Source organism: Pseudomonas taeanensis MS-3 (assembly GCF_000498575.2).
In the GTDB taxonomy this organism is placed as follows: Bacteria; Pseudomonadota; Gammaproteobacteria; order Pseudomonadales; family Pseudomonadaceae; genus Aquipseudomonas; species Aquipseudomonas taeanensis.
In genome coordinates this window covers 840,008-858,419 of record NZ_AWSQ01000001.1, presented here as the reverse complement: position 1 = coordinate 858,419, position 18,412 = coordinate 840,008, and the positions used below count along the sequence as shown (strand labels likewise).

Genomic DNA, 18,412 nt, shown 5'->3' with positions numbered 1-18,412 from the left:
TAACGTGATACTGCTAGGATGGAGGTAATGTATGTCTCTCACGTTATCGGAAGCACTGACTCACTACCGTTCAGTTACAGATGCTACGCATCGATACTGGGGCTACTTCCAGCTCGTGGCCGGTGGGACAGCTGCTTTCGCCTGGTCAGAGAAGAATGCGATTTTCGAGTTGTTTCTGTTCCTCTCTATCGCTTTTACGGTCTTTGCCTTGCTGAATGGAAGGCTGGTTATCAGTTCGCAAGGCGAAGCTGTGGATACGGTTCAGTGCATCCGAAATTTTGCGTCCAGCGCTACTTCTGCTATTCCCTCTGAACTGGCTCCATTGATCGAGGGAATAAGTTCTGATTCGAAAACAAAGATATCGATATGGTACACGGGCCTATCACTCGCTACCTTGGCAGCCGTGTGGTGGCGATACTCGTTGCTGAATAACGTGTGCTTGGCAGCAGGCTGAGGGGCGGTCAGTTGCGAAAATCGTTATCGGCCGCTCAAGGCATAGTCCCGCCCCTTGACCCATAGGTTATACATACCGTCCACCAGGTCTTGGGCAATTGCCTGCTGTTTTACCGGATCACGCAGCGTAATCAGATCAGCCCGAGGCAGCGTGTACAGGTTGATGTTGACTTTGGGGAAGCGCCAAAACAGTTCGGTACTCTTACCAGATGATCCTGCTATGGAGTTGCTTAGCTTGAGAAGGCGTTTTCGTTCAGATGCCTTGGCCTCCTCAGGCACACCATAGCCGAAGTAAAAACGGTGATTGATCTCGATATAGACAAAACCTGTCATCGCGCCCAGATCAAAATACAAACCGTATTTGCGATTGTCTCGCGACTTGCTGTAGTAGTTGCGTATGGCATCCCGACTAGCGGTGTCTTCTGGCTTAGGCATCTCAGGGTAGCTTACTTCACGGTACGTCCGTATACGCCCCCAAACCTGCTCTTGTAGATCAATGAGTGCCTCCTTGTAAGCCTGTTCGATATCGGCCACCAGCAGCAGGTTGTCTCCCTCCAATAACATTTTTTCAACTCACTCACATAAATCCCTCCCTGGTCCGTTGATGTCAGTTTCTTTAGCAGTTCGATGTACTGGAATATGCTTTCACGCAAGCCGGCATCTCGTGCAACCAGTGACACACAGCGCTAAAGCCAACAGATGATGTCCGTCTCATAGCTAACCAAGTCAACTTTGATGCCTTTGCTACTTTGCTCAGATGGCTCTGAACCGTCGAGCGTCAGGTAGAGGTTGGCAATCACCGTGTAACCCTGATTTTTTATCAATTGGTCATAACGGTAGATCTGCTCATCTTGGTCGTGATGATAGATCTTGTTTTCTATGATGATGGCTTGGCCTTTGGCATTACGGATGAAGATATCGATGCCCTTAAATTCGGCATGGACGCTAGCGGTCTCTACGTCAAAATCCTCAATACGAAGAACTTGGAGCAATGTCTTGAGCAAAGCGTTACCACAACCGTGCGCAGCTTGTGGGTTGAGTAGGAAGGCGAGAAAGCGGGAGTGCAAATAGACCTCGTCGCTGTCGGAGCGTAGTACTGAAAATAGGTTGAAGCCTGGGTCACTGTGATGGGTTGCTCGCAGAACTGCAGCAGCCTGGAACAAATCACTCATCTTTATACTTTCCGTGATAGTCAGATTAGGATTTTAGTCGCACCACGTATCGAGCAGGCGACTGACTGCTTTTGGCCGACACCTGCCGGTCATGAAAGGCAGGAATCGGCCAAAAGCGGCCAGTCTGTTCTATGAATACATCCGTCCCCTTTCTCATGATTGGCTAATTTGGCGTGTGAATCTGTAAGTCAAACACGGCTCTGTCGCGGAAGATTATAGGGGTCGAAAACAGCCATTCAGTCGATACGTATCTATGGATACTGGCTTCGCACCACGTCTATGTCATCAGCTGTAAGGTCCGGATCAATAGACATCATGAAATCATGGATTTCCTGTCGGGCGTGGAATTTTTCAAACCAGAGTAGGAACGCAGTTTCATATACTATCGTCTTGATTTCTCCATAGATTTCTTTTGATATCTCTTCAAACTTGTCATGTAACTCATAGCCTTGGCAGAGACGTATAGCATCCGCAAGTCTGTCTGACCGAACGCCAAGTTTTCGGGCGAATCCAGCCACATCGGTTTGGATGGCGGAGATTAACTCTTCTTCAGGAGCAAGGGTGCCAGGAAGAAAATCATAATCGGGTGAAATATACTTGGCCTCTCCTTTCTGATCCGCATCAATGATGCCTTTTACCGCATAGTTTTTACTTTGCCTAGCGTACCTGCTAACCACTTCATACACATGGGATTCGCCGTTTAAGAAAATAATTTCGTGAGTCCTTCTGACGCTGCTTCCATATATATCTAGAAGTTTTTCAAAAAAAACTTTGGCTTTATTATCCTCAAGAAAGAAAATCCCCTTCCTGACGGGGGTTACCCCAAGCTCATTCAGGTAATTACTGTTTATTGCTAAATCCCAATGAGCAACTTCAGGTCGCTTCATTACTATTACTCGTTCAATTCCGAGCTTAGAAACGATAAAAGGGGAGTGGGTTGCTATGAAAAGCTGCTTTTTCCTATCGGCAGAAAGGTAGGCTAATAAATCGACAATGCGATCTTGTGCCGCAGGAGTAAGCCCGGTTTCAGGCTCTTCTAAAAAAAACACTCCTGGTCTACTGTATTTCTTCGACAACGTCCAATAAATGAATAAAACAAGCTGTTCGCCCATCGAGGCTGTAAAATTATCGTGCTCTCTGTCATTTTTGGTAAAAACGAATCGGGGGCAACTTTCTTCGTCTCCCGTTACCACTTCTTCAATGCGAATCGAATCGTAGCTGCTGCCTAACACGTAATTTACTAAGCTTAGCTCCTTACTTGGTAAATCAGCTATGCCCCCTTGGCCAAAAGTACTTTTGAAATTTACAAGTGTTGCGTTAGCCTCACGAAGCTCGGAAAGTGGCTCGGTGACGACCGCCTGCAATGCTTCACCAGGAAATTTAATCACTTCTCCGTTATAAAGCGTCGCTTCGTGCCTGTAGAATTCAACCCTGTCGTAGCCAGTATCTGTCAGAAAAGAAAAAAAGCTACTCTTTCCCGCACCGTTTGCACCCACTACAGCGAACAGTCCTCCAGTACTAAACTCAAGATCGGTACTAGGTGGAATAAATTGCTTTAACGATTTTATACCCTTAGCGACATTTTGGACGTCATTTAGCCTGCTCCAGTAGTCAGCAATCGCGGCTTTTTTCATTGCAAGCCCCAGTGCTCTTCTTCCATAAATGAGATGACCATTTCCTCGGTCAAACTGTCCATCTGATTAATTTTATCTAATATCGCACGCGCGCGCTCTCCAACGGTGCTGTCATATACCTGCCCTTCCATCCAGCCAATCAGATAAATAACTAATAATCGCAATTGAACCGGTGTGGCATCGTTTACACTTGACGCGGAACGCTCTTGGTAAATACCTAGTAGAAAAGCAAGCTTGCTATTATCTTCACTGCTTCCTTTGACAGACTCCCTAATACGCTCAAATCTACACAGGTGTTCAATATTCTCCACTGATCGATCATTCGAGAGGTATATCAGCCACGTTAAGAGAGTAGGTTTATTTAGCTTGAGTTTGCTACCAAGGCTAGCGCTGATTTCACATGCCTCGGCAAGCGCGTGGATTGCGCTCGTTACTTGAGATTCAATGTTATACGGAACAGGTGTTCCTGCCCTGTAGAACTCGACAAGACTCACGTCCGTTATTTTTTTGTTAATTATTTTGGTGTGAATAGCATATACAAAGCGGGCGATGACATCGTCATAAGCCAGTCTGTTATTGTTGAAACCTATTCGAGAGCCGTCAAGCATCAGTTCGCTCATGTAGGAAACAAATTTTTTGATTTGTTCGCGTACAGGGCCAAAAAAAGTATTTCGTTTTTCGGCAGGGGTTAAAGTCACTCCTTGGTTGAGCCTGAAGAACAATTCATAAGGCTCACCTTCCTGATAGTCGTACAACTCATGAATTCTTATAGAATACTGTTCGATCCGGAATCGTACACGATCAGGAAGCTGACTAAACCGCAGCCCGTTAAGTTTCTGGATTTCGGTGTCGTGAGGTTCAATGCTGCCATCAATGGCGAATTCGTTTTCAAGAAATTCAACTATAGCGCTTAGCCTTTGCTGTCCGTCGAGCACCTCCATCATTTCATCATTGCCCGTAACTACAAAAAACACAGGGGGGAATTTCCAGTCCCGAAGTATAGTATCGATCAGCCCCTGTTTCTTTGCCTTATTCCATACCATGTCGCGTTGAAAATCTGGCCGGAGGTCTATGCTTCCGCGCTTGATCCTTTGATATATACTTGAGATGTCTGGGTCTTTAGCGTTTATTTTCATGACTTCCGTCTCGTGATCCCGGCGGTTTCGCGGCGCTTGGAGCGCTCATACATATTGCTAACGGTTGTCATATCTCATGTGTATCGCTCATTCCCATGATTATCAGGGGTTTGCTCCGATCCGTCACTCTCTATGAGGCTAGATAACCGGTCTTGGTGGCGCGGCATTTGAAACTAATGCATCAAGGATTTTCCGCTTTCTGTCATCGGGAGGTTGGCCCATTGATCTGGGCTATTTGGCTTGGTTCGGATTTGAGCCGGTCGTGCTGAAGAAGGGGTATTGCGCTGAAAGAACTGAATAGCTCCTAGTCTAGTAGACACCTTCGAATGACCGTTTTTGGCCGGTTGTGGCCTGTCACGACCGTCAACTCTGGGGCGGAAGCAGAATTATAAGCGTCTGGTCACTACACCTTGCATGTCGATGGCTCTCAAAGGGATCAAGGTCGCGCTGATCATCCCAACTCGACTCACCTGACCCTGATTCCCATGGAGTACCCAGGCGGCTCTCGACGCAGGAGTTTGGTGACTTGATGCGTGATTGTGACCAAGCAGAAGAATGGATGCTCAATCGCTTGGGGCGCGGCTAACCAGCCATTGAGCCTTGATCATTCATTAAGCTGCCTTAGCTTTCTGAAGGCGTTCCTTGTGGAGCTTTGTTTGGTAGGCGCTGCTAAAAATCCCCTTACCGAGAATTCCAGGTAAGAGGCTCAGTGATCCATTCCCTAGATAGTCGTACAACCTTTTCAGAAGTAGAAAGTCCGCTCTGCTTGTAAAGCTGTTCAAGCTATCTAGTGGTATGAATCCGTAAAGTGCTGCGTCGATATTATTTTTTGCTCCTCTAGCTGTGACGCCGATCACTTCCATGGAGTCGTTGAATATAGGGCCACCGCTATTTCCCTCCATCAGCGTGAAATCAACCAACCACAGATCTAGGTCGACCTGGCGGCGCCGTTGAGTAGTATGGCCTTTTGCGATGTAGTGTGTGGTACCGTCTCGATGCTTAGGGAAACCAATCGATAGAACTGGATCCGTGGGGCGAACAATCGTCTTGTCGGACTTGCGTAGGGCGGGAATATTTCGGAACTCCTCATTGGGATGAAAAATAGCCAAGTCTGCTTTTTTGTCCGAAAGGATAAGCTCTGCTGAGTACTCTCTCGTGTCGCCGGCACGGCTGAATGAAATGGAGTGGCGAGCGATGGTTTTAGATACCCCGGTCACAACGTGTTCGTTGGTAACGATGCCGACCCCTTCCAGAAGGAAGGCCGTCCCCTGACATTCCTCAATGATGTTGTTTACGACAAAAATCGAGTTTCCTAAGATCTCTTCAGGTGATTTTTTGAACTCAGGATTCTCTTTGCCTATAGCTACTGTGAATTCATATGCCAACCGACGATAGATATTGTCACCTCGCCCGCGAACCATTTGAATGTAATTCAGTCGCCCCTTGACCACCTTGATAAAAAAATCGCCAGCACTGTCCTTCGTCCGCAGAATCTGTCGAGGCTGAAGCCGCTGATTCTCGCCCTTCAGAATCTCCAAATACTTGGCTTCTGCCAGTTCAGGCCCGTAGCGTTTAAGAGCGTTGATCATCGAGCTCGTTAAGCGGATGAATTCTCTGGTTACGTTTGGCATCTCATTGACGACTAGGCCCGTTACCATCTGGCGCTGCGTTCGGTGCTGAAGACGCGTTTTTTCAGAGTTTATGATGAAACCATTGGATTTGATGATTTCTTCCAGTTCGCGCCCAGGTATCGCTCTGCCGTCCTCGGAGACTTCGACAATATCCTTCGGTAAGTATTTTGCGGTACTGGTAAAGGAAAACGTGATGTCGTCAGCGTACCGTGTAAAATGACACTTACCTGATTTTGCTAAGGCCTGAAGTTGTGAGTCAAGCTTCCGGCAAATCATGTTCGATATTAGCGGTGAGGTTGGGGCACCTTGAGCTAATTTTCCGTCGCTGCAACAGATTTGTGCCATAACTGTCGCAACATTGTGGGGTGCACTAAATGGGTGGGCCATGAATAAATTTCTGACTCGCCCGAAATGGATACTTTCGAAAAAATCCTTCAGATCAATGTTGAACACGTATCTCTTTCTGGAGTGGATCTGAGCATTTGTCTTGACGTTCCTACCCTTGACGAAGCCATGGCTGGAAGGTTTGGGGGAATAGTATTTTTCGAGATGCGGCAAAAGCGCATGCTGAATTTTCTTCATCACCCGTTTGGGTGCTTTAATGGTACGATGGGTTTTGTTTTTCTTTAAGATGGAAAAGCTAACGTAATGGCTGCCTTTCCTCTTGTAAAGGAAGTTGAGCAGTTTGTCTTGGTCAACTTTTAATAGCTGGCAGAACCCATCGAGGCTCTTGAAGCCTGGGCCAAATAAATCCTTAAAAATCTCGTCGATATCCATTCATAGTACCGGGTTTCGGGGCTATTTTCTCTTTTACCGTCGCCATCGATAACGTAACCGTATAGCACGATCAGGCAAAGCTACCCTTACAGTGGCCACCGCATATAGTCAGTGGAAAGTTAAATTGTGCCCCGAACCCGATGGTGATTTGATATCACAGCGCTGAATTCCGGTCAACGCCTCCGGCCAGCGTGCGACGGGGACATCCCTCGGGCTTCTATCGCCGAGCGCTCGTAAGGGTTTCGATAGCCAGTAGACCGTGCTTGCCTTGTCGCCGAACAAAGCGATGGCGGCATCAAGCAGCTGCGGAGCAATCGTTTCCGACTAGTTGGCGTGTTCCTGCTCTGGACTCATCGCGTCGTTGATCGCTGCTGCGACCGTTCCCAGTGCTTCCCTCTGGCGAGCATTTTCTCGAAACTCCCCAGAGTTTAGCTGGTGCTCAATGCGATGGCGCAATAGAGCCTCCGCGTCATTGATGTTCAGATCGAGCTCAATCAGCATGTCCATTCCTTGGAGTAAGGCTCAGTGCCCGGAGCAAATGCTCGACGCTGGCGTTTGACGTTCACGCCAAATTAAAAATCCCGCCAAAACAAGGCGGGCTTTCGGATGTCTCTAAGGGGAGGTTCTCTGGTTCATCCATCCAACGCCCCTCGAAAACACTGTCACGCTGCCTCCATTGTCGGTGCTTGAGCAGCCTGACGGTTTACTACTATGGGGTGGCCGGCGCACAGTGGCCGGCTACGAGCCGCCCGGCACCAATGCCGTGGAGATTCGCTGCGTACGCGCGCAAAATACATGCACCGAGACGTATGCCTCGCTCCTGCAGCACGATACCGGCTTGGATCTTGTGGCCGAAGTGTTCAGCTACGAAGTGATTTCCTGGAGTGAGACGCAACCGGAGGCGGTGGCCAAGAGCGCTATGGCCGGACGCCATCGTGTGCTGTACATCGACCTGATAGGGCAGGGCGCGACCATGAAATGGTTGCCAGGCGAAGACTGCGAAGGGGATATGACCGCGGCTGTCTTGGTAGGCGATCCGGTTTAGATGCGGTACGCCGTTCGGGTCACGCTGACCGGAAACTATTCAGGCATCGCTATGTTGAAACCTGCCTGATGCCTAACACGACCCATTCTCCCGCGCCGCTTTCTCGGCCTCAAGCTGCGCGGTGAGCGTGCTGATAGAGCGCGAGCGGTGCTCGAAGCGGAAAGGAGGGCCACCATTTTATCGCACGCTCAGTTCGACGAGCGTGTAAATGGAAAAGGGGTTGGATTTGGGCGCTGGTTGTTTCTGGGGGATGTGATCAAGTCCAAATGCGCGGCGCATTTCGGCTTCTGAAACAGTTGTATCGTTCAAGCGAGATACCTGCAGCGATTACGGTAACTTAATTTAGCTGGGAGTCCTCTTGGCCGCGACCGACCAGAGCGGCAAGTGACAACCGGCAGCGCTCGGCCATTAACAGACAGCCGATATGGTTCTGATTTTACTCGATCCGCACTGCATTTGAGCTTGCGCTGTAGACGACTATCGCTAACGTTAGAGTCGGGCGTCTAATTTGGGGCATTCACTTTCGCGATTTTTTTAAACGAGCAGTCTTGTGAGCCCAATCCTCATCCTATCGCTTTTCAATAAACGATCCGCCAAATAGATGGCTTTTGGCCGGATGGCTGATTAACATCGGGATGCCTCGCCTGCTTGCTGGTGCNNGCTTCGCGGTCTCCCGAAGGTTGAAGGTCCCCTGCAGCAGTTGGGTGAGAGTTCACTGGTGTCTCCCAACAAACAAGGAGTTTTTGTGGCCTCGTCGCTTTACCGTAGGATTTACAGCGGGGATTCGTTGTATTCGGCCTGGAGGAAGGTCAAAGAAAGCGCCTTTTCTTCATCATCCGAAACTATCCGAAACGAAGCCAAGGACTTCGAGAGCCAACTCCCCAAGTCGCTTTCCGACATCCAGCGCGCGCTATCCAAAAAGATCTTTACCTTCCAAAAGCAGACCGGCGTGGCAAAAACCAAAGCCAACGGAAATTCTCGCCCGATTGTGCTTTCACCTATACCCAACCGGATCGTCCAGCGGGCTCTACTCGACGCCTTATCCCGTATTAAATTCGTGAAAGAAGCGCTGGCTACCCCTACGAGCTACGGAGGCATAAAAGATAAACGGGTCTCGATGGCGATAGCCGACGCCAAAGCAGCCATTGCCAAAGGAGCCGCCTTCCATATCAGGTCAGATATCGCCGAGTTCTTCACTAGAATTGACAAGGCCCGTGTGATGACACTTGTGGCCCCTCACATCATATGCCCTGACACGATTGCATTATTTCGAGCTGCGATCACCACAGACCTTGCGAATATTGACGTGCTTCGACGACAGGGCCTAGATGAGATTTTCCCCATCGGGGTGGAGGGTGTAGCTCAAGGATCTCCCCTATCCCCACTCATAGCCAATTTGTACCTGCATGACTTTGACAAGGTCATGAACGATAGTGAGGTCAATTGTCTTCGCTACATCGATGACTTCCTGATCCTCGGGAAGGACATGGGCTGTGTGGATCGTGCATTTAGCAAAGCACAGACTGAGCTCAAGAAGCTCTCACTTGAAGCATACCGGCCGTCAGCAACAAGCGACAAAGCTTCAAGGGGCCATACAGCTAAAGGATTCGATTTCTTAGGCTGCTTCGTTTCGGCAGGGTTGGTCCAGCCATCTACAGCTACGAGGGAGCGATTCAAGAAACGGATCAAATCCGATTTAGACGCATCGATACGCATGATGAAATTCAGTGTCGAAGCTGGAGATATATCCCCAAAGGGGTCCTACTCTGGCGCGCTACAGAATCTCGACCGAGTAATCCTAGGTTGGGGGAAAGCCTTTTCCTTTTGCAGCAATGGCCAGTGGATAAAGAGCCTGGATGACTACATCACAAGTTCATTGGCGCAGTATGAAATAGAGAGAGCGAATCTCTTTCAAAAAACAAATGGCACGGCTCAGCGTAGGATGTTGGGGGTAAGGCTGCTTGCAGCGGTCCACTCGGGGCGCAGAGAAACGGAGTGACCGCTTTTGGCCGATATCAGCCTGTCGTCAACATGGTTAAGTCGGATGCAATTGGGTGGTCAAGACCATGCAATTACGCACCGGCAGCTTGTGGCAGCTGCATCTCACTCGATCAGGTATAGACAGTGAAACACTCCACGTTGAAACACTCATTTCGATCCAAGAGCGCGAAAAGGCCCATAGATATAGGAAGTGGCGCAAAATGAAATGATTGACATGTCCGATAACCACGAAGAATCAATGCCGCCGCGTTGTGCGCCAGCGCCCGCTTGACCACCTGCCGGGGATAGACGCTGGCGCTGTCGATGGAGCCGTGGAACAACGCTTCGAAGGCCAACACCCGATGCTTGGCATCGAGAAACAAACAGCCGAACACCTCATGCGGCTCGTGGCGCAACAGGGCTTTCAGATAATCGCGCACTGCCTGCGGGCTCTCCAGCGCCGAGTCGCGGCGCAACTGTTCGGCCAAGTGCCGACGCGCCATCTCCAATACCGCTTGCAGCTGAGCGAACTTCGCCGGCCCCAGGCCGAGACGCTGACTGAATGACTCCAGATCGGCCTGCAGCAGAGCCCGCAAACTGCCAAAATCCTGGAGCAGATGGCGCGCCAGATCCACCGCGCTCTGCCCGGCAACCCCGGTTCGCAGGAAGATCGCCAACAGCTCGGCATCGGTCAGGGTGTCGGCCCCTTGGGCCAGAAGCCTCTCCCGCGGGCGTTCCGCCGCGGGCCAATCGCGAATGCTCATAAAACCTCCGTGTCGAGCGATGCAGGTCTTGTGAAAACTACCGGGCGTGGTCATCCGGCCTGCTGGGCCCCGCTGTTCCAGTGCGGGCGCTGTGCTATCGTAGCCCATCTTTTCGCGCGGCGATTGGCCTGGGGAGGCGTCATCGCCGTGGCGCACATCCACCTTGACTAAAGGCAGGCCTATGCAGCGGCTGTATCGGAAACGCATCATCCTCGGCGTGGGCGGCGGCATTGCCGCCTATAAGAGCGCCGAACTGGTCCGCCGACTCAAGGATCAAGGCGCCGACGTGCGAGTCGTGATGACCCGTGGAGGCTGCGAATTCATCACGCCGCTGACCCTGCAAGCACTGTCCGGCCAACCGGTCCATCTGGACCTGCTCGACCCCGCCGCCGAAGCCGCGATGGGTCATATCGAGCTGGCTCGCTGGGCCGATCTGGTGCTGATCGCCCCGGCCACCGCCGACCTGATGGCGCGCCTGGCCCAGGGCGTCGCCGACGACCTGCTGACCACCCTGGTGCTGGCCACCGATGCCCCGGTTGTCTTGGCGCCGGCGATGAACCAGGCGATGTGGCGCGACCCGGCCACCCAGACCAACGCCCTGCTGCTGGCCGAGCGCGGCCTGCGCCTGTTCGGCCCCGCTGCCGGCAGCCAGGCCTGTGGCGACGTCGGCCTGGGTCGCATGCTCGAGGCCGAGGAGCTGGCGCAGCGCGCCGCCGATTGCTTCGAGCGCAAATCGCTGACCGGTAAACACGTGCTGATTACTGCCGGACCGACCCAGGAAAACATCGACCCGGTGCGCTACATCACCAACCACAGCTCCGGCAAAATGGGCTTTGCCCTCGCCGAAGCCGCCGCCGAAGCCGGCGCCCAGGTCACCCTGATCAGCGGCCCGGTACACTTGCCGACCCCCGACCGGGTCAACCGCATTGACGTGATCAGCGCCCGCGACATGCTCGCCGCCTGCGAAGCGGCAATGCCCTGCGATGTGCTGATCGCCGCCGCTGCCGTCGCCGATTACCGCCCAGAAGTGGTCGCCCAGCACAAATTGAAGAAAGACCCCAGCAGCGGCGACGGCCTGCTCCTGCAAATGGTGCGCAACCCGGATATCCTCGCCACCCTGGCCAGCCGCAGCGACCGCCCGTTCAGCGTCGGCTTCGCCGCCGAGACCGAGAACCTGCTGGAATACGCCTCACGCAAGCTGAAGGACAAGAACCTCGACCTGATTGTCGCCAACGATGTGGCCAACCCCGACATCGGCTTCAACAGTGAGGACAACGCCATCACCATCATTGACCGTGAATTACAGCCCAGCAGCTTCGCCCAGACCAGTAAAAGCAAGATCGCCCGCCGCTTGGTAGACTTTATCGCCGAGCGCCTGCCGCGCACCTGATGCGCTTATTCATCGACTACAGAGCCTGACATGCACGCTTTACAAGCCAAGATCCTCGACCCGCGCCTGGGCCACGAATTCCCCCTGCCGCAATACGCCACCCCCGGCTCTGCCGGCCTCGACCTACGCGCCATGCTCAAGAGCGACCTGACTTTGCAGCCGGGACAAACCGTGCTGATCCCCACCGGCCTGTCGATCTATATCGGCGACCCCGGACTGGCCGCGATGATCCTGCCGCGCTCCGGACTCGGCCACAAGCACGGCATCGTGCTCGGTAACCTGGTAGGCCTGATCGACTCGGACTACCAGGGCGAGCTGATGGTCTCGTGCTGGAACCGTGGGCAGAGCGCCTTCACCGTGGCCATTGGCGAGCGCATTGCCCAGCTGATCCTGGTGCCAGTGGTGCAGGCGCACTTTGAACTGGTCGAGCAATTCGATGAAAGCCAGCGTGGCGCCGGGGGTTTCGGGCACTCCGGTAGTCATTGAGTGACGCTCACCACTTCAGGATGAAATGCCAAGGAGACGTTCAATGAAAGGCTTCAAACGCACCGCCAAGGATGCCGCGCCAGGCCCGAAAAAGCCCGAAGCCAAGACCTGGCTGCCGGGCTTACTGGCCGCCGGCGCTGGCCTGGCGCTTGCGGCAGGGCTGCTCTGGTTTGCGGTATTCGACGGCATTCACCAACAACAACAAGCGCAACTCAGCCAGGCCTGGGGGGGCGGACAAGCAGCAGCCCTGCAACAAGCACTGAAACAGCTGGCTGCCGACACCCAAGCCGCTGCGCACAACCCGCAACTACTGGAAGCCCTGCAAAGTCAGGAAACCGAGGCGATTCACAGCGCCGAGCGCAACCTCAGCTACTGGCATGGCGTGGTCGACGCGCACCTCAATGCTCCCGGTCAGGCGGTGCAGGACATGAACCGCCGCGCACCGATGAATTTTGCCGCACTGGACATGCTGCGCCGTGTGGAGAAGGGGCAGACGCCGGCCGTCGAGGCTTACAAAATCGACCAGCGCTGGCTGGTCTACAGCGCCGCACCGGTGCGTCTGAGTGATGATCAGCCGCAGCAAGGCACCCTGCTGCTGGCGGTCGAGCTCGAGCGCCTGCTGGCCAGTATCCCCCCGCTGCCGGCCGAGGTAGGCCAGGTGCAGCTCCTGCAGCAGTTCGGCAACACCACCCCTCAACTGCTGACGCAACGCGGTCAGGCGCAGGGCGCGGCCCAGCGTTTCAGCAGCGGCAATCCCCACTGGACACTCAGCTTTACCCCTGGCCCCGCCTTGACTGAGGCGGCTTTCTCGCTGCCCCTGCTCGGCCTGGTCCTGTCGCTTGCCCTGGCCGGTGTTCTACTCGGCCTGTATCTAGTGCATAGCGGCCTACAGCGGCGCCTGCGCGATGACGTACGGCAACTCGGCCAATTGCTCAATGAACTCTCCACGGGCAAGTCCGTCAAAGTCTTCAGCCTGGGTTTGCCGGCGCTCGACAGCCTGGCCCAAGCCCTGGCACGCCTGCCGCGACGCGCCTATGCCACAGCGACCAACGCGTCCGCGGATACCCCCCGCAGCGACGCCGGCCAAGCGACCGCCGCCGCGCCAAGCGAACCGGCCGACTTGGTCGACCCACTGTTTCAAGACGCCGATATCCTCGATATCGATTTTCTCGACGAAGACCAGGATCTCCTGGGACTGGAGCAAACCCCCGTTATGAATACCCCGCACCTCGCGCCAAAACTGCCCGCCGATATCTTCCGCGCTTACGACATCCGCGGCGTGGTCGGCACCAGCCTGACTGCGGAAACCGCCTACTGGGTCGGTCGCGCAATTGGCTCGCAAAGCTTGGCCCAGGGCGAACCGAACGTTGCGGTGGGCCGCGACGGCCGACTGTCTGGCCCCGAGCTGGTGCAGCACCTGATCCAAGGCCTGCTCGACTGCGGCTGCACGGTCAGTGACGTCGGCATGGTGCCGACCCCGGTGGTGTACTACGCCGCCAACATCCTCAGCGGCAAGTCCGCAGTAATGCTCACCGGTAGCCACAATCCACCGGATTACAACGGTTTCAAGATCGTCATCGCCGGCGACACCCTGGCCAACGAACAGATCCAGGCACTAAAGACCCGCATCGATAACAACGACCTCGCCAGCGGTGTCGGCACTGTCGAACAGGTCGACGTGCTGGAGCGCTATTTCAAGCAGATCCGTGACGACATCGCCCTGGCCAAGCCGCTGAAAGTGGTGGTCGACTGCGGTAACGGCGCCGCCGGGGTGATCGCCCCGCAGCTGATCGAAGCACTGGGCTGCACGGTAATTCCGCTGTTTTGCGACGTCGATGGCAACTTCCCCAACCATCACCCGGACCCAGGCAAGCCGGAAAACCTGGTCGACCTGATTGCCAAGGTGAAAGCTGAAAAGGCCGATCTTGGCCTGGCCTTCGACGGCGATGGTGATCGCGTCGGCGTGGTGACCAATACCGGCACCATGGTCTACCCGGATCGCCTGCTGATGCTGTTCGCCAAGGACGTGGTGTCGCGCAATCCCGGCGCCGACATCATCTTCGACGTCAAATGCACCCGTCGCCTGACCCCGCTGATCAGTGGCTACGGTGGCCGTCCAGTGATGTGGAAAACCGGCCACTCGCTGATCAAGAAGAAAATGAGGGAAACCGGCGCCCTGCTGGCCGGCGAAATGAGCGGGCACATCTTCTTCAAGGAACGCTGGTTCGGTTTCGATGACGGCATCTATGCCGCCGCCCGCCTGCTGGAGATTCTCAGCCAGGACAAGCGCGATGCCGAGCAGGTGTTCGCCGCCTTCCCCAGCGATATTTCCACCCCGGAAATCAATATCCAGGTCACCGAACAGAGCAAATTCAGCATCATCGATGCCCTGCAACGCAACGGCGCCTGGGGCGAGGCCAACATCACCACCCTGGATGGCGTGCGCGTCGATTACCCGAAGGGCTGGGGCCTGGTTCGCGCCTCCAACACCACGCCGGTGCTGGTGCTACGCTTCGAGGCCGAGAGCGACGAAGAGCTGGAGCGGATCAAACAGGTATTCCGCACCCAGCTGCACGGCGTTGCACCCGACCTTAATCTGCCGTTTTGATCTGCCGAATTAGTATTGGAGTCCCGCATGACCCTCGAACGTGATGCAGCCACTCAGGTGGCCAAGGTTCTATCCGAAGCCCTGCCGTATATCCGTCGCTTCGTCGGCAAGACCCTGGTGGTCAAGTACGGCGGCAATGCCATGGAAAGCGACGAACTGAAGACCAGCTTCGCCCGCGACATCGTGCTGATGAAGGCAGTCGGTATCAATCCCGTGGTGGTGCATGGAGGCGGCCCGCAGATCGGCGACCTGCTCAAGCGCCTTTCGATCGAGAGCCACTTCGTCGACGGCATGCGCGTCACCGACTCGCAGACCATGGACGTGGTGGAAATGGTCCTCGGCGGCCAGGTCAACAAGGACATCGTCAACCTGATCAATCGCCACGGCGGCAGCGCCATCGGCCTGACCGGCAAAGACGCCGAACTGATCCGCGCGAAGAAACTCAAGGTAAGCCGCCAGACCCCGGAGATGACCCAGCCGGAGATCATCGACATCGGTCATGTCGGCGAGGTCACCGGGATCAATACCGACCTGCTGAACATGCTGGTCAAGGGCGACTTCATTCCGGTGATCGCGCCGATCGGCGTCGGCCCGGACGGCGAGTCCTACAACATCAACGCCGACCTGGTCGCCGGCAAGGTCGCCGAGGCGCTGAAGGCCGAGAAGCTGATGCTGCTGACCAACATCGCCGGCCTGATGGACAAGCAGGGCGAGGTACTGACCGGCCTCACCACCGAACAGGTCGACGGCCTGATCGCCGATGGCACCATCTACGGCGGCATGCTGCCAAAGATCCGCTGCGCCCTGGAGGCGGTGCAAGGCGGCGTGATCAGCGCGCATATCATCGATGGCCGGGTGCCCAATGCGGTGCTGCTGGAGATTTTCACCGACAGCGGCGTCGGCACCCTGATCTGCAACCGCAAACGCGCCTGAGCCGAGCATTGGCCTGCGAACGGATCAGTCATGCCGAGTAATCGAGCCGCCTGGTCCGTTGCCCCGCGCATCACGCCTGCGAGCGCGCCTGGATCTTCATGTCTACATGAGCGAGTGAGTGCGATCTGTCACGGGCATGCGTCGCCCGCAACCAATCAGGGCCGATGTGATTTCGCGAGAAAGTTAGCGGCTACGCAACCCACACAGCAGGAATCAGCGCTCAGCGGCGCTGCCCAAGCAACTCGCTGAGTCGCGCGTGATCGGCAGCGAAGCTGGTCTCGGCTTGCTGACGGGTTGCCTGATAGCGGCTGATGTCAGCCTGCAGGCGTTGCTGTTCGGCTTTTTGACTATCCATTTGCGTCAGCAAATTCGCCGGCACCTTGCGTCCGGCCCGCTCATGCTCGGCCGCCTGACTCTGCAAATTGGCCTGCTGAGCGCGCGCCGACTGCAAATTACCCCGCGCCACACCGATCAACCCATCCAGCTCGGCCAATTTGCGCGTACGCGCCCGGTCGACATCGGCGGGGTTGGAATACAGCCGCAACAACTGCGCATCCGAGCTGGCGCGGGCCTTCTCCGCCAGCAGGCGCTGCCTTTCTTGGGCAGTCGGCGCAGGCGCAATCACCTTGACCACACGCCCCTGATCATTGAGCACCTCGTAGCCCTTGCCGATGAACTCCGGCGGAACCCCCTGGCGACTGAGCACGGTGACGCCATGATCATCGACATAGCGATACAGCTCGGTGGCTTGCGCCACGAGCGGCAACAGTAAACCGAGCAACAGCGAACACCGCATCAGAGCCGGTTTGGGCATCGGAGTCATACCTTGTATCGAGAGTTAGATTCCGTACTCGGCGCGATAGGCCTGCACCGCAGGCAAATACTGCTTGAGTTCGGCATCGTCCGCCAGGTATTCAAGCACCTGCTCGAGTGACACGATGCTCACTACCGGCATGCCGAAGTCGCGCTCGACCTCCTGGATCGCCGACAACTCACCCTGGCCACGCTCCTGGCGGTTCAGCGCAATCAGCACGCCCGCAGCTTGCGCACCCTGCGTTTGGATGATCTGCATCACCTCACGGATAGCCGTACCGGCAGTGATCACGTCGTCGATGATCAGCACTCTACCCGCCAGAGGCGCACCGACCAAGGTGCCGCCCTCACCATGCGCCTTGGCTTCCTTGCGGTTGAAGCACCAGGGCAGATCACGCTGGTGATGCTCGGCCAGCGCTACCGCGGTGGTCGCCGCCAGCGGAATGCCTTTATAGGCCGGACCAAACAACACATCGAAGGACAGTCCGCTGTTGACCACTGCTGCGGCGTAAAAACGCCCCAACCTGGCCAGCGCCAGACCACTGTCGAATAACCCGGCGTTGAAGAAATACGGGCTGGTACGCCCAGACTTGAGAGTGAACTCACCGAAGCGCAATACTCCGCGCTCGATGGCAAAACGAATGAATTCGCGCTGATACGCTTGCATGAAAAGCCCCGGACGGCACGGATTTGGCTAGGAACTCACCTAATGGAGACGAGCTCGGGTATCATACACGCACGTGTTTTTGGGGGCCATTTATGCGGATCATCAGTGTGAACGTGAATGGTATTCACGCTGCAGTCGAGCGCGGTTTGCTCAGCTGGCTGCAAGCGCAGAATGCCGACGTGATCTGCCTGCAAGACACCCGTGCCTCCGCCTTTGAACTGGACGACCAAGCCTTCCAACTGGATGGCTATTTCCTCTATGCCTGCGATGCTGAAGTGCCAAGCCAAGGTGGCGTGGCACTCTATTCGCGGTTGCAACCCAAGGCGGTAATCAGCGGCCTCGGCTTTGAAATGGCCGACCGCTACGGGCGTTATCTGCAGGCTGATTTCGACAAAGTGAGTATCGCCACGCTGTTACTGCCATCCGGGCAGAACGGCGACGAGGATTTGAACCAAAAATTCAAGTTCATGGACGACTTCACCCATTATCTGGACAAGCAACGCCGCAAGCGCCGTGAGTACATCTATTGCGGCTCGTTCTACGTGGCACATCAGAAGCTGGACGTGAAGAACTGGCGCGACTGCCAGCAATCGCCCGGTTTTCTTGCACCTGAACGCTCCTGGCTGGATGAAGTGACCGGCAGCATGGGCTATGTCGATGCCCTGCGCGAAGTCAGCCGTGAGGGCGACCAGTTCAGCTGGTGGCCGGACAACGAGCAGGCAGAGCTGCTCAACCTGGGCTATCGCTTCGACTATCAGCTGCTCACGCCCGGCATGCGTCGTAGCGTACGCAGCGCGCGGTTGCCTCGGCAGCCACGGTTCTCGCAGCACTCACCGCTGACCGTCGATTACGACTGGACGCTCAGCGTGTAAGCAATACCCAGCAAACAAAAAGCCGGCTAGATGCCGGCTTTTTGTTTGCTG

The 18,412-nt window shown here is 55.2% G+C and carries 17 protein-coding genes and 1 pseudogene; 8 read left to right on the top strand and 10 right to left on the bottom strand.

Annotated elements, in window-relative coordinates:
* Positions 1-31: 31 nt before the first annotated feature.
* On the top strand, positions 32-454 hold the full coding sequence (locus tag TMS3_RS03710) for a hypothetical protein (protein WP_025163907.1): 423 nt from the start codon (positions 32-34) through the stop codon (positions 452-454).
* 23 nt (positions 455-477) lie between these two features.
* On the opposite strand, the gene TMS3_RS03705 is transcribed toward TMS3_RS03710, so the two are convergent.
* The 7 genes from TMS3_RS03705 to TMS3_RS25550 form a co-directional block, all read right to left on the bottom strand.
* Positions 478-1,017, bottom strand: coding sequence for a hypothetical protein (locus TMS3_RS03705; RefSeq protein ID WP_025163906.1), 540 nt, complete (start codon positions 1,015-1,017; stop codon positions 478-480).
* A gap of 122 nt (positions 1,018-1,139) precedes the next feature.
* Positions 1,140-1,625 carry a PDDEXK-like family protein gene (locus TMS3_RS03700; protein ID WP_025163905.1) on the bottom strand — a complete coding sequence of 162 codons (486 nt, stop codon included), beginning with the start codon at positions 1,623-1,625 and terminating at the stop codon, positions 1,140-1,142.
* Between the two features lie 251 nt (positions 1,626-1,876).
* Complete coding sequence (locus TMS3_RS03695) at positions 1,877-3,259, bottom strand: ATP-dependent nuclease (RefSeq protein WP_025163904.1); 1,383 nt, start codon at positions 3,257-3,259, stop codon at positions 1,877-1,879.
* Positions 3,256-4,395 (bottom strand): DUF262 domain-containing protein, encoded by a 1,140-nt coding sequence (locus TMS3_RS03690; protein ID WP_025163903.1) that lies wholly within the window; start codon positions 4,393-4,395, stop codon positions 3,256-3,258. Before TMS3_RS03690 ends, TMS3_RS03695 begins: the two co-directional genes overlap by 4 nt.
* A gap of 611 nt (positions 4,396-5,006) precedes the next feature.
* The gene (locus TMS3_RS03685; RefSeq protein WP_025163902.1) at positions 5,007-6,803 is read right to left on the bottom strand and encodes a reverse transcriptase domain-containing protein; all 1,797 of its coding nucleotides are present in this window, start codon (positions 6,801-6,803) and stop codon (positions 5,007-5,009) included.
* Between the two features lie 108 nt (positions 6,804-6,911).
* Complete coding sequence (locus TMS3_RS25555; RefSeq protein WP_235576602.1) at positions 6,912-7,085, bottom strand: MbcA/ParS/Xre antitoxin family protein; 174 nt, start codon at positions 7,083-7,085, stop codon at positions 6,912-6,914.
* Between the two features lie 42 nt (positions 7,086-7,127).
* Positions 7,128-7,304: a hypothetical protein gene (locus TMS3_RS25550; RefSeq protein WP_235576601.1), complete on the bottom strand. Its 177-nt coding sequence runs from the start codon at positions 7,302-7,304 to the stop codon at positions 7,128-7,130.
* Between the two features lie 337 nt (positions 7,305-7,641).
* Between TMS3_RS25550 and TMS3_RS25545 the strand changes: the two genes are divergently transcribed.
* A complete protein-coding gene (locus TMS3_RS25545) occupies positions 7,642-7,848 on the top strand; it encodes a hypothetical protein (protein ID WP_235576600.1) in 207 nt (68 codons plus the stop codon).
* A gap of 718 nt (positions 7,849-8,566) precedes the next feature.
* Positions 8,567-9,847 (top strand): reverse transcriptase domain-containing protein, encoded by a 1,281-nt coding sequence (locus tag TMS3_RS03670; protein ID WP_235576599.1) that lies wholly within the window; start codon positions 8,567-8,569, stop codon positions 9,845-9,847.
* Between the two features lie 232 nt (positions 9,848-10,079).
* Here the strand turns inward: TMS3_RS03670 and radC are convergent.
* Positions 10,080-10,592 (bottom strand): annotated as a pseudogene (gene radC / locus TMS3_RS03665) (RadC family protein); the annotation flags it as partial.
* A 181-nt stretch (positions 10,593-10,773) separates the two neighbouring features.
* On the opposite strand from radC, the gene coaBC reads away from it, so the two are divergent.
* The 4 genes from coaBC to argB all read left to right on the top strand — a co-directional run bounded on the left by coaBC (position 10,774) and on the right by argB (position 16,009).
* Positions 10,774-11,982 carry a bifunctional phosphopantothenoylcysteine decarboxylase/phosphopantothenate--cysteine ligase CoaBC gene (coaBC, locus tag TMS3_RS03660; protein ID WP_025163898.1) on the top strand — a complete coding sequence of 403 codons (1,209 nt, stop codon included), beginning with the start codon at positions 10,774-10,776 and terminating at the stop codon, positions 11,980-11,982.
* A 30-nt stretch (positions 11,983-12,012) separates the two neighbouring features.
* A complete protein-coding gene (gene dut, locus TMS3_RS03655; protein WP_025163897.1) occupies positions 12,013-12,468 on the top strand; it encodes a dUTP diphosphatase in 456 nt (151 codons plus the stop codon).
* Between the two features lie 1,213 nt (positions 12,469-13,681).
* Positions 13,682-15,076 carry a phosphomannomutase/phosphoglucomutase gene (algC, locus tag TMS3_RS25405; protein ID WP_200929609.1) on the top strand — a complete coding sequence of 465 codons (1,395 nt, stop codon included), beginning with the start codon at positions 13,682-13,684 and terminating at the stop codon, positions 15,074-15,076.
* A 27-nt stretch (positions 15,077-15,103) separates the two neighbouring features.
* A complete protein-coding gene (gene argB / locus TMS3_RS03645; protein WP_025163895.1) occupies positions 15,104-16,009 on the top strand; it encodes an acetylglutamate kinase in 906 nt (301 codons plus the stop codon).
* Between the two features lie 220 nt (positions 16,010-16,229).
* Here argB and TMS3_RS03640 read toward each other — a convergent pair whose 3' ends face one another.
* Positions 16,230-16,823 (bottom strand): DUF4124 domain-containing protein, encoded by a 594-nt coding sequence (locus tag TMS3_RS03640; RefSeq protein WP_025163894.1) that lies wholly within the window; start codon positions 16,821-16,823, stop codon positions 16,230-16,232.
* A 24-nt stretch (positions 16,824-16,847) separates the two neighbouring features.
* Positions 16,848-17,489, bottom strand: coding sequence for an orotate phosphoribosyltransferase (gene pyrE, locus TMS3_RS03635; RefSeq protein WP_025163893.1), 642 nt, complete (start codon positions 17,487-17,489; stop codon positions 16,848-16,850).
* 92 nt (positions 17,490-17,581) lie between these two features.
* Here pyrE and TMS3_RS03630 point away from each other — a divergent pair, with 92 nt between their 5' ends.
* The gene (locus tag TMS3_RS03630) at positions 17,582-18,361 is read left to right on the top strand and encodes an exodeoxyribonuclease III (RefSeq protein ID WP_025163892.1); all 780 of its coding nucleotides are present in this window, start codon (positions 17,582-17,584) and stop codon (positions 18,359-18,361) included.
* Positions 18,362-18,412: the final 51 nt, after the last annotated feature.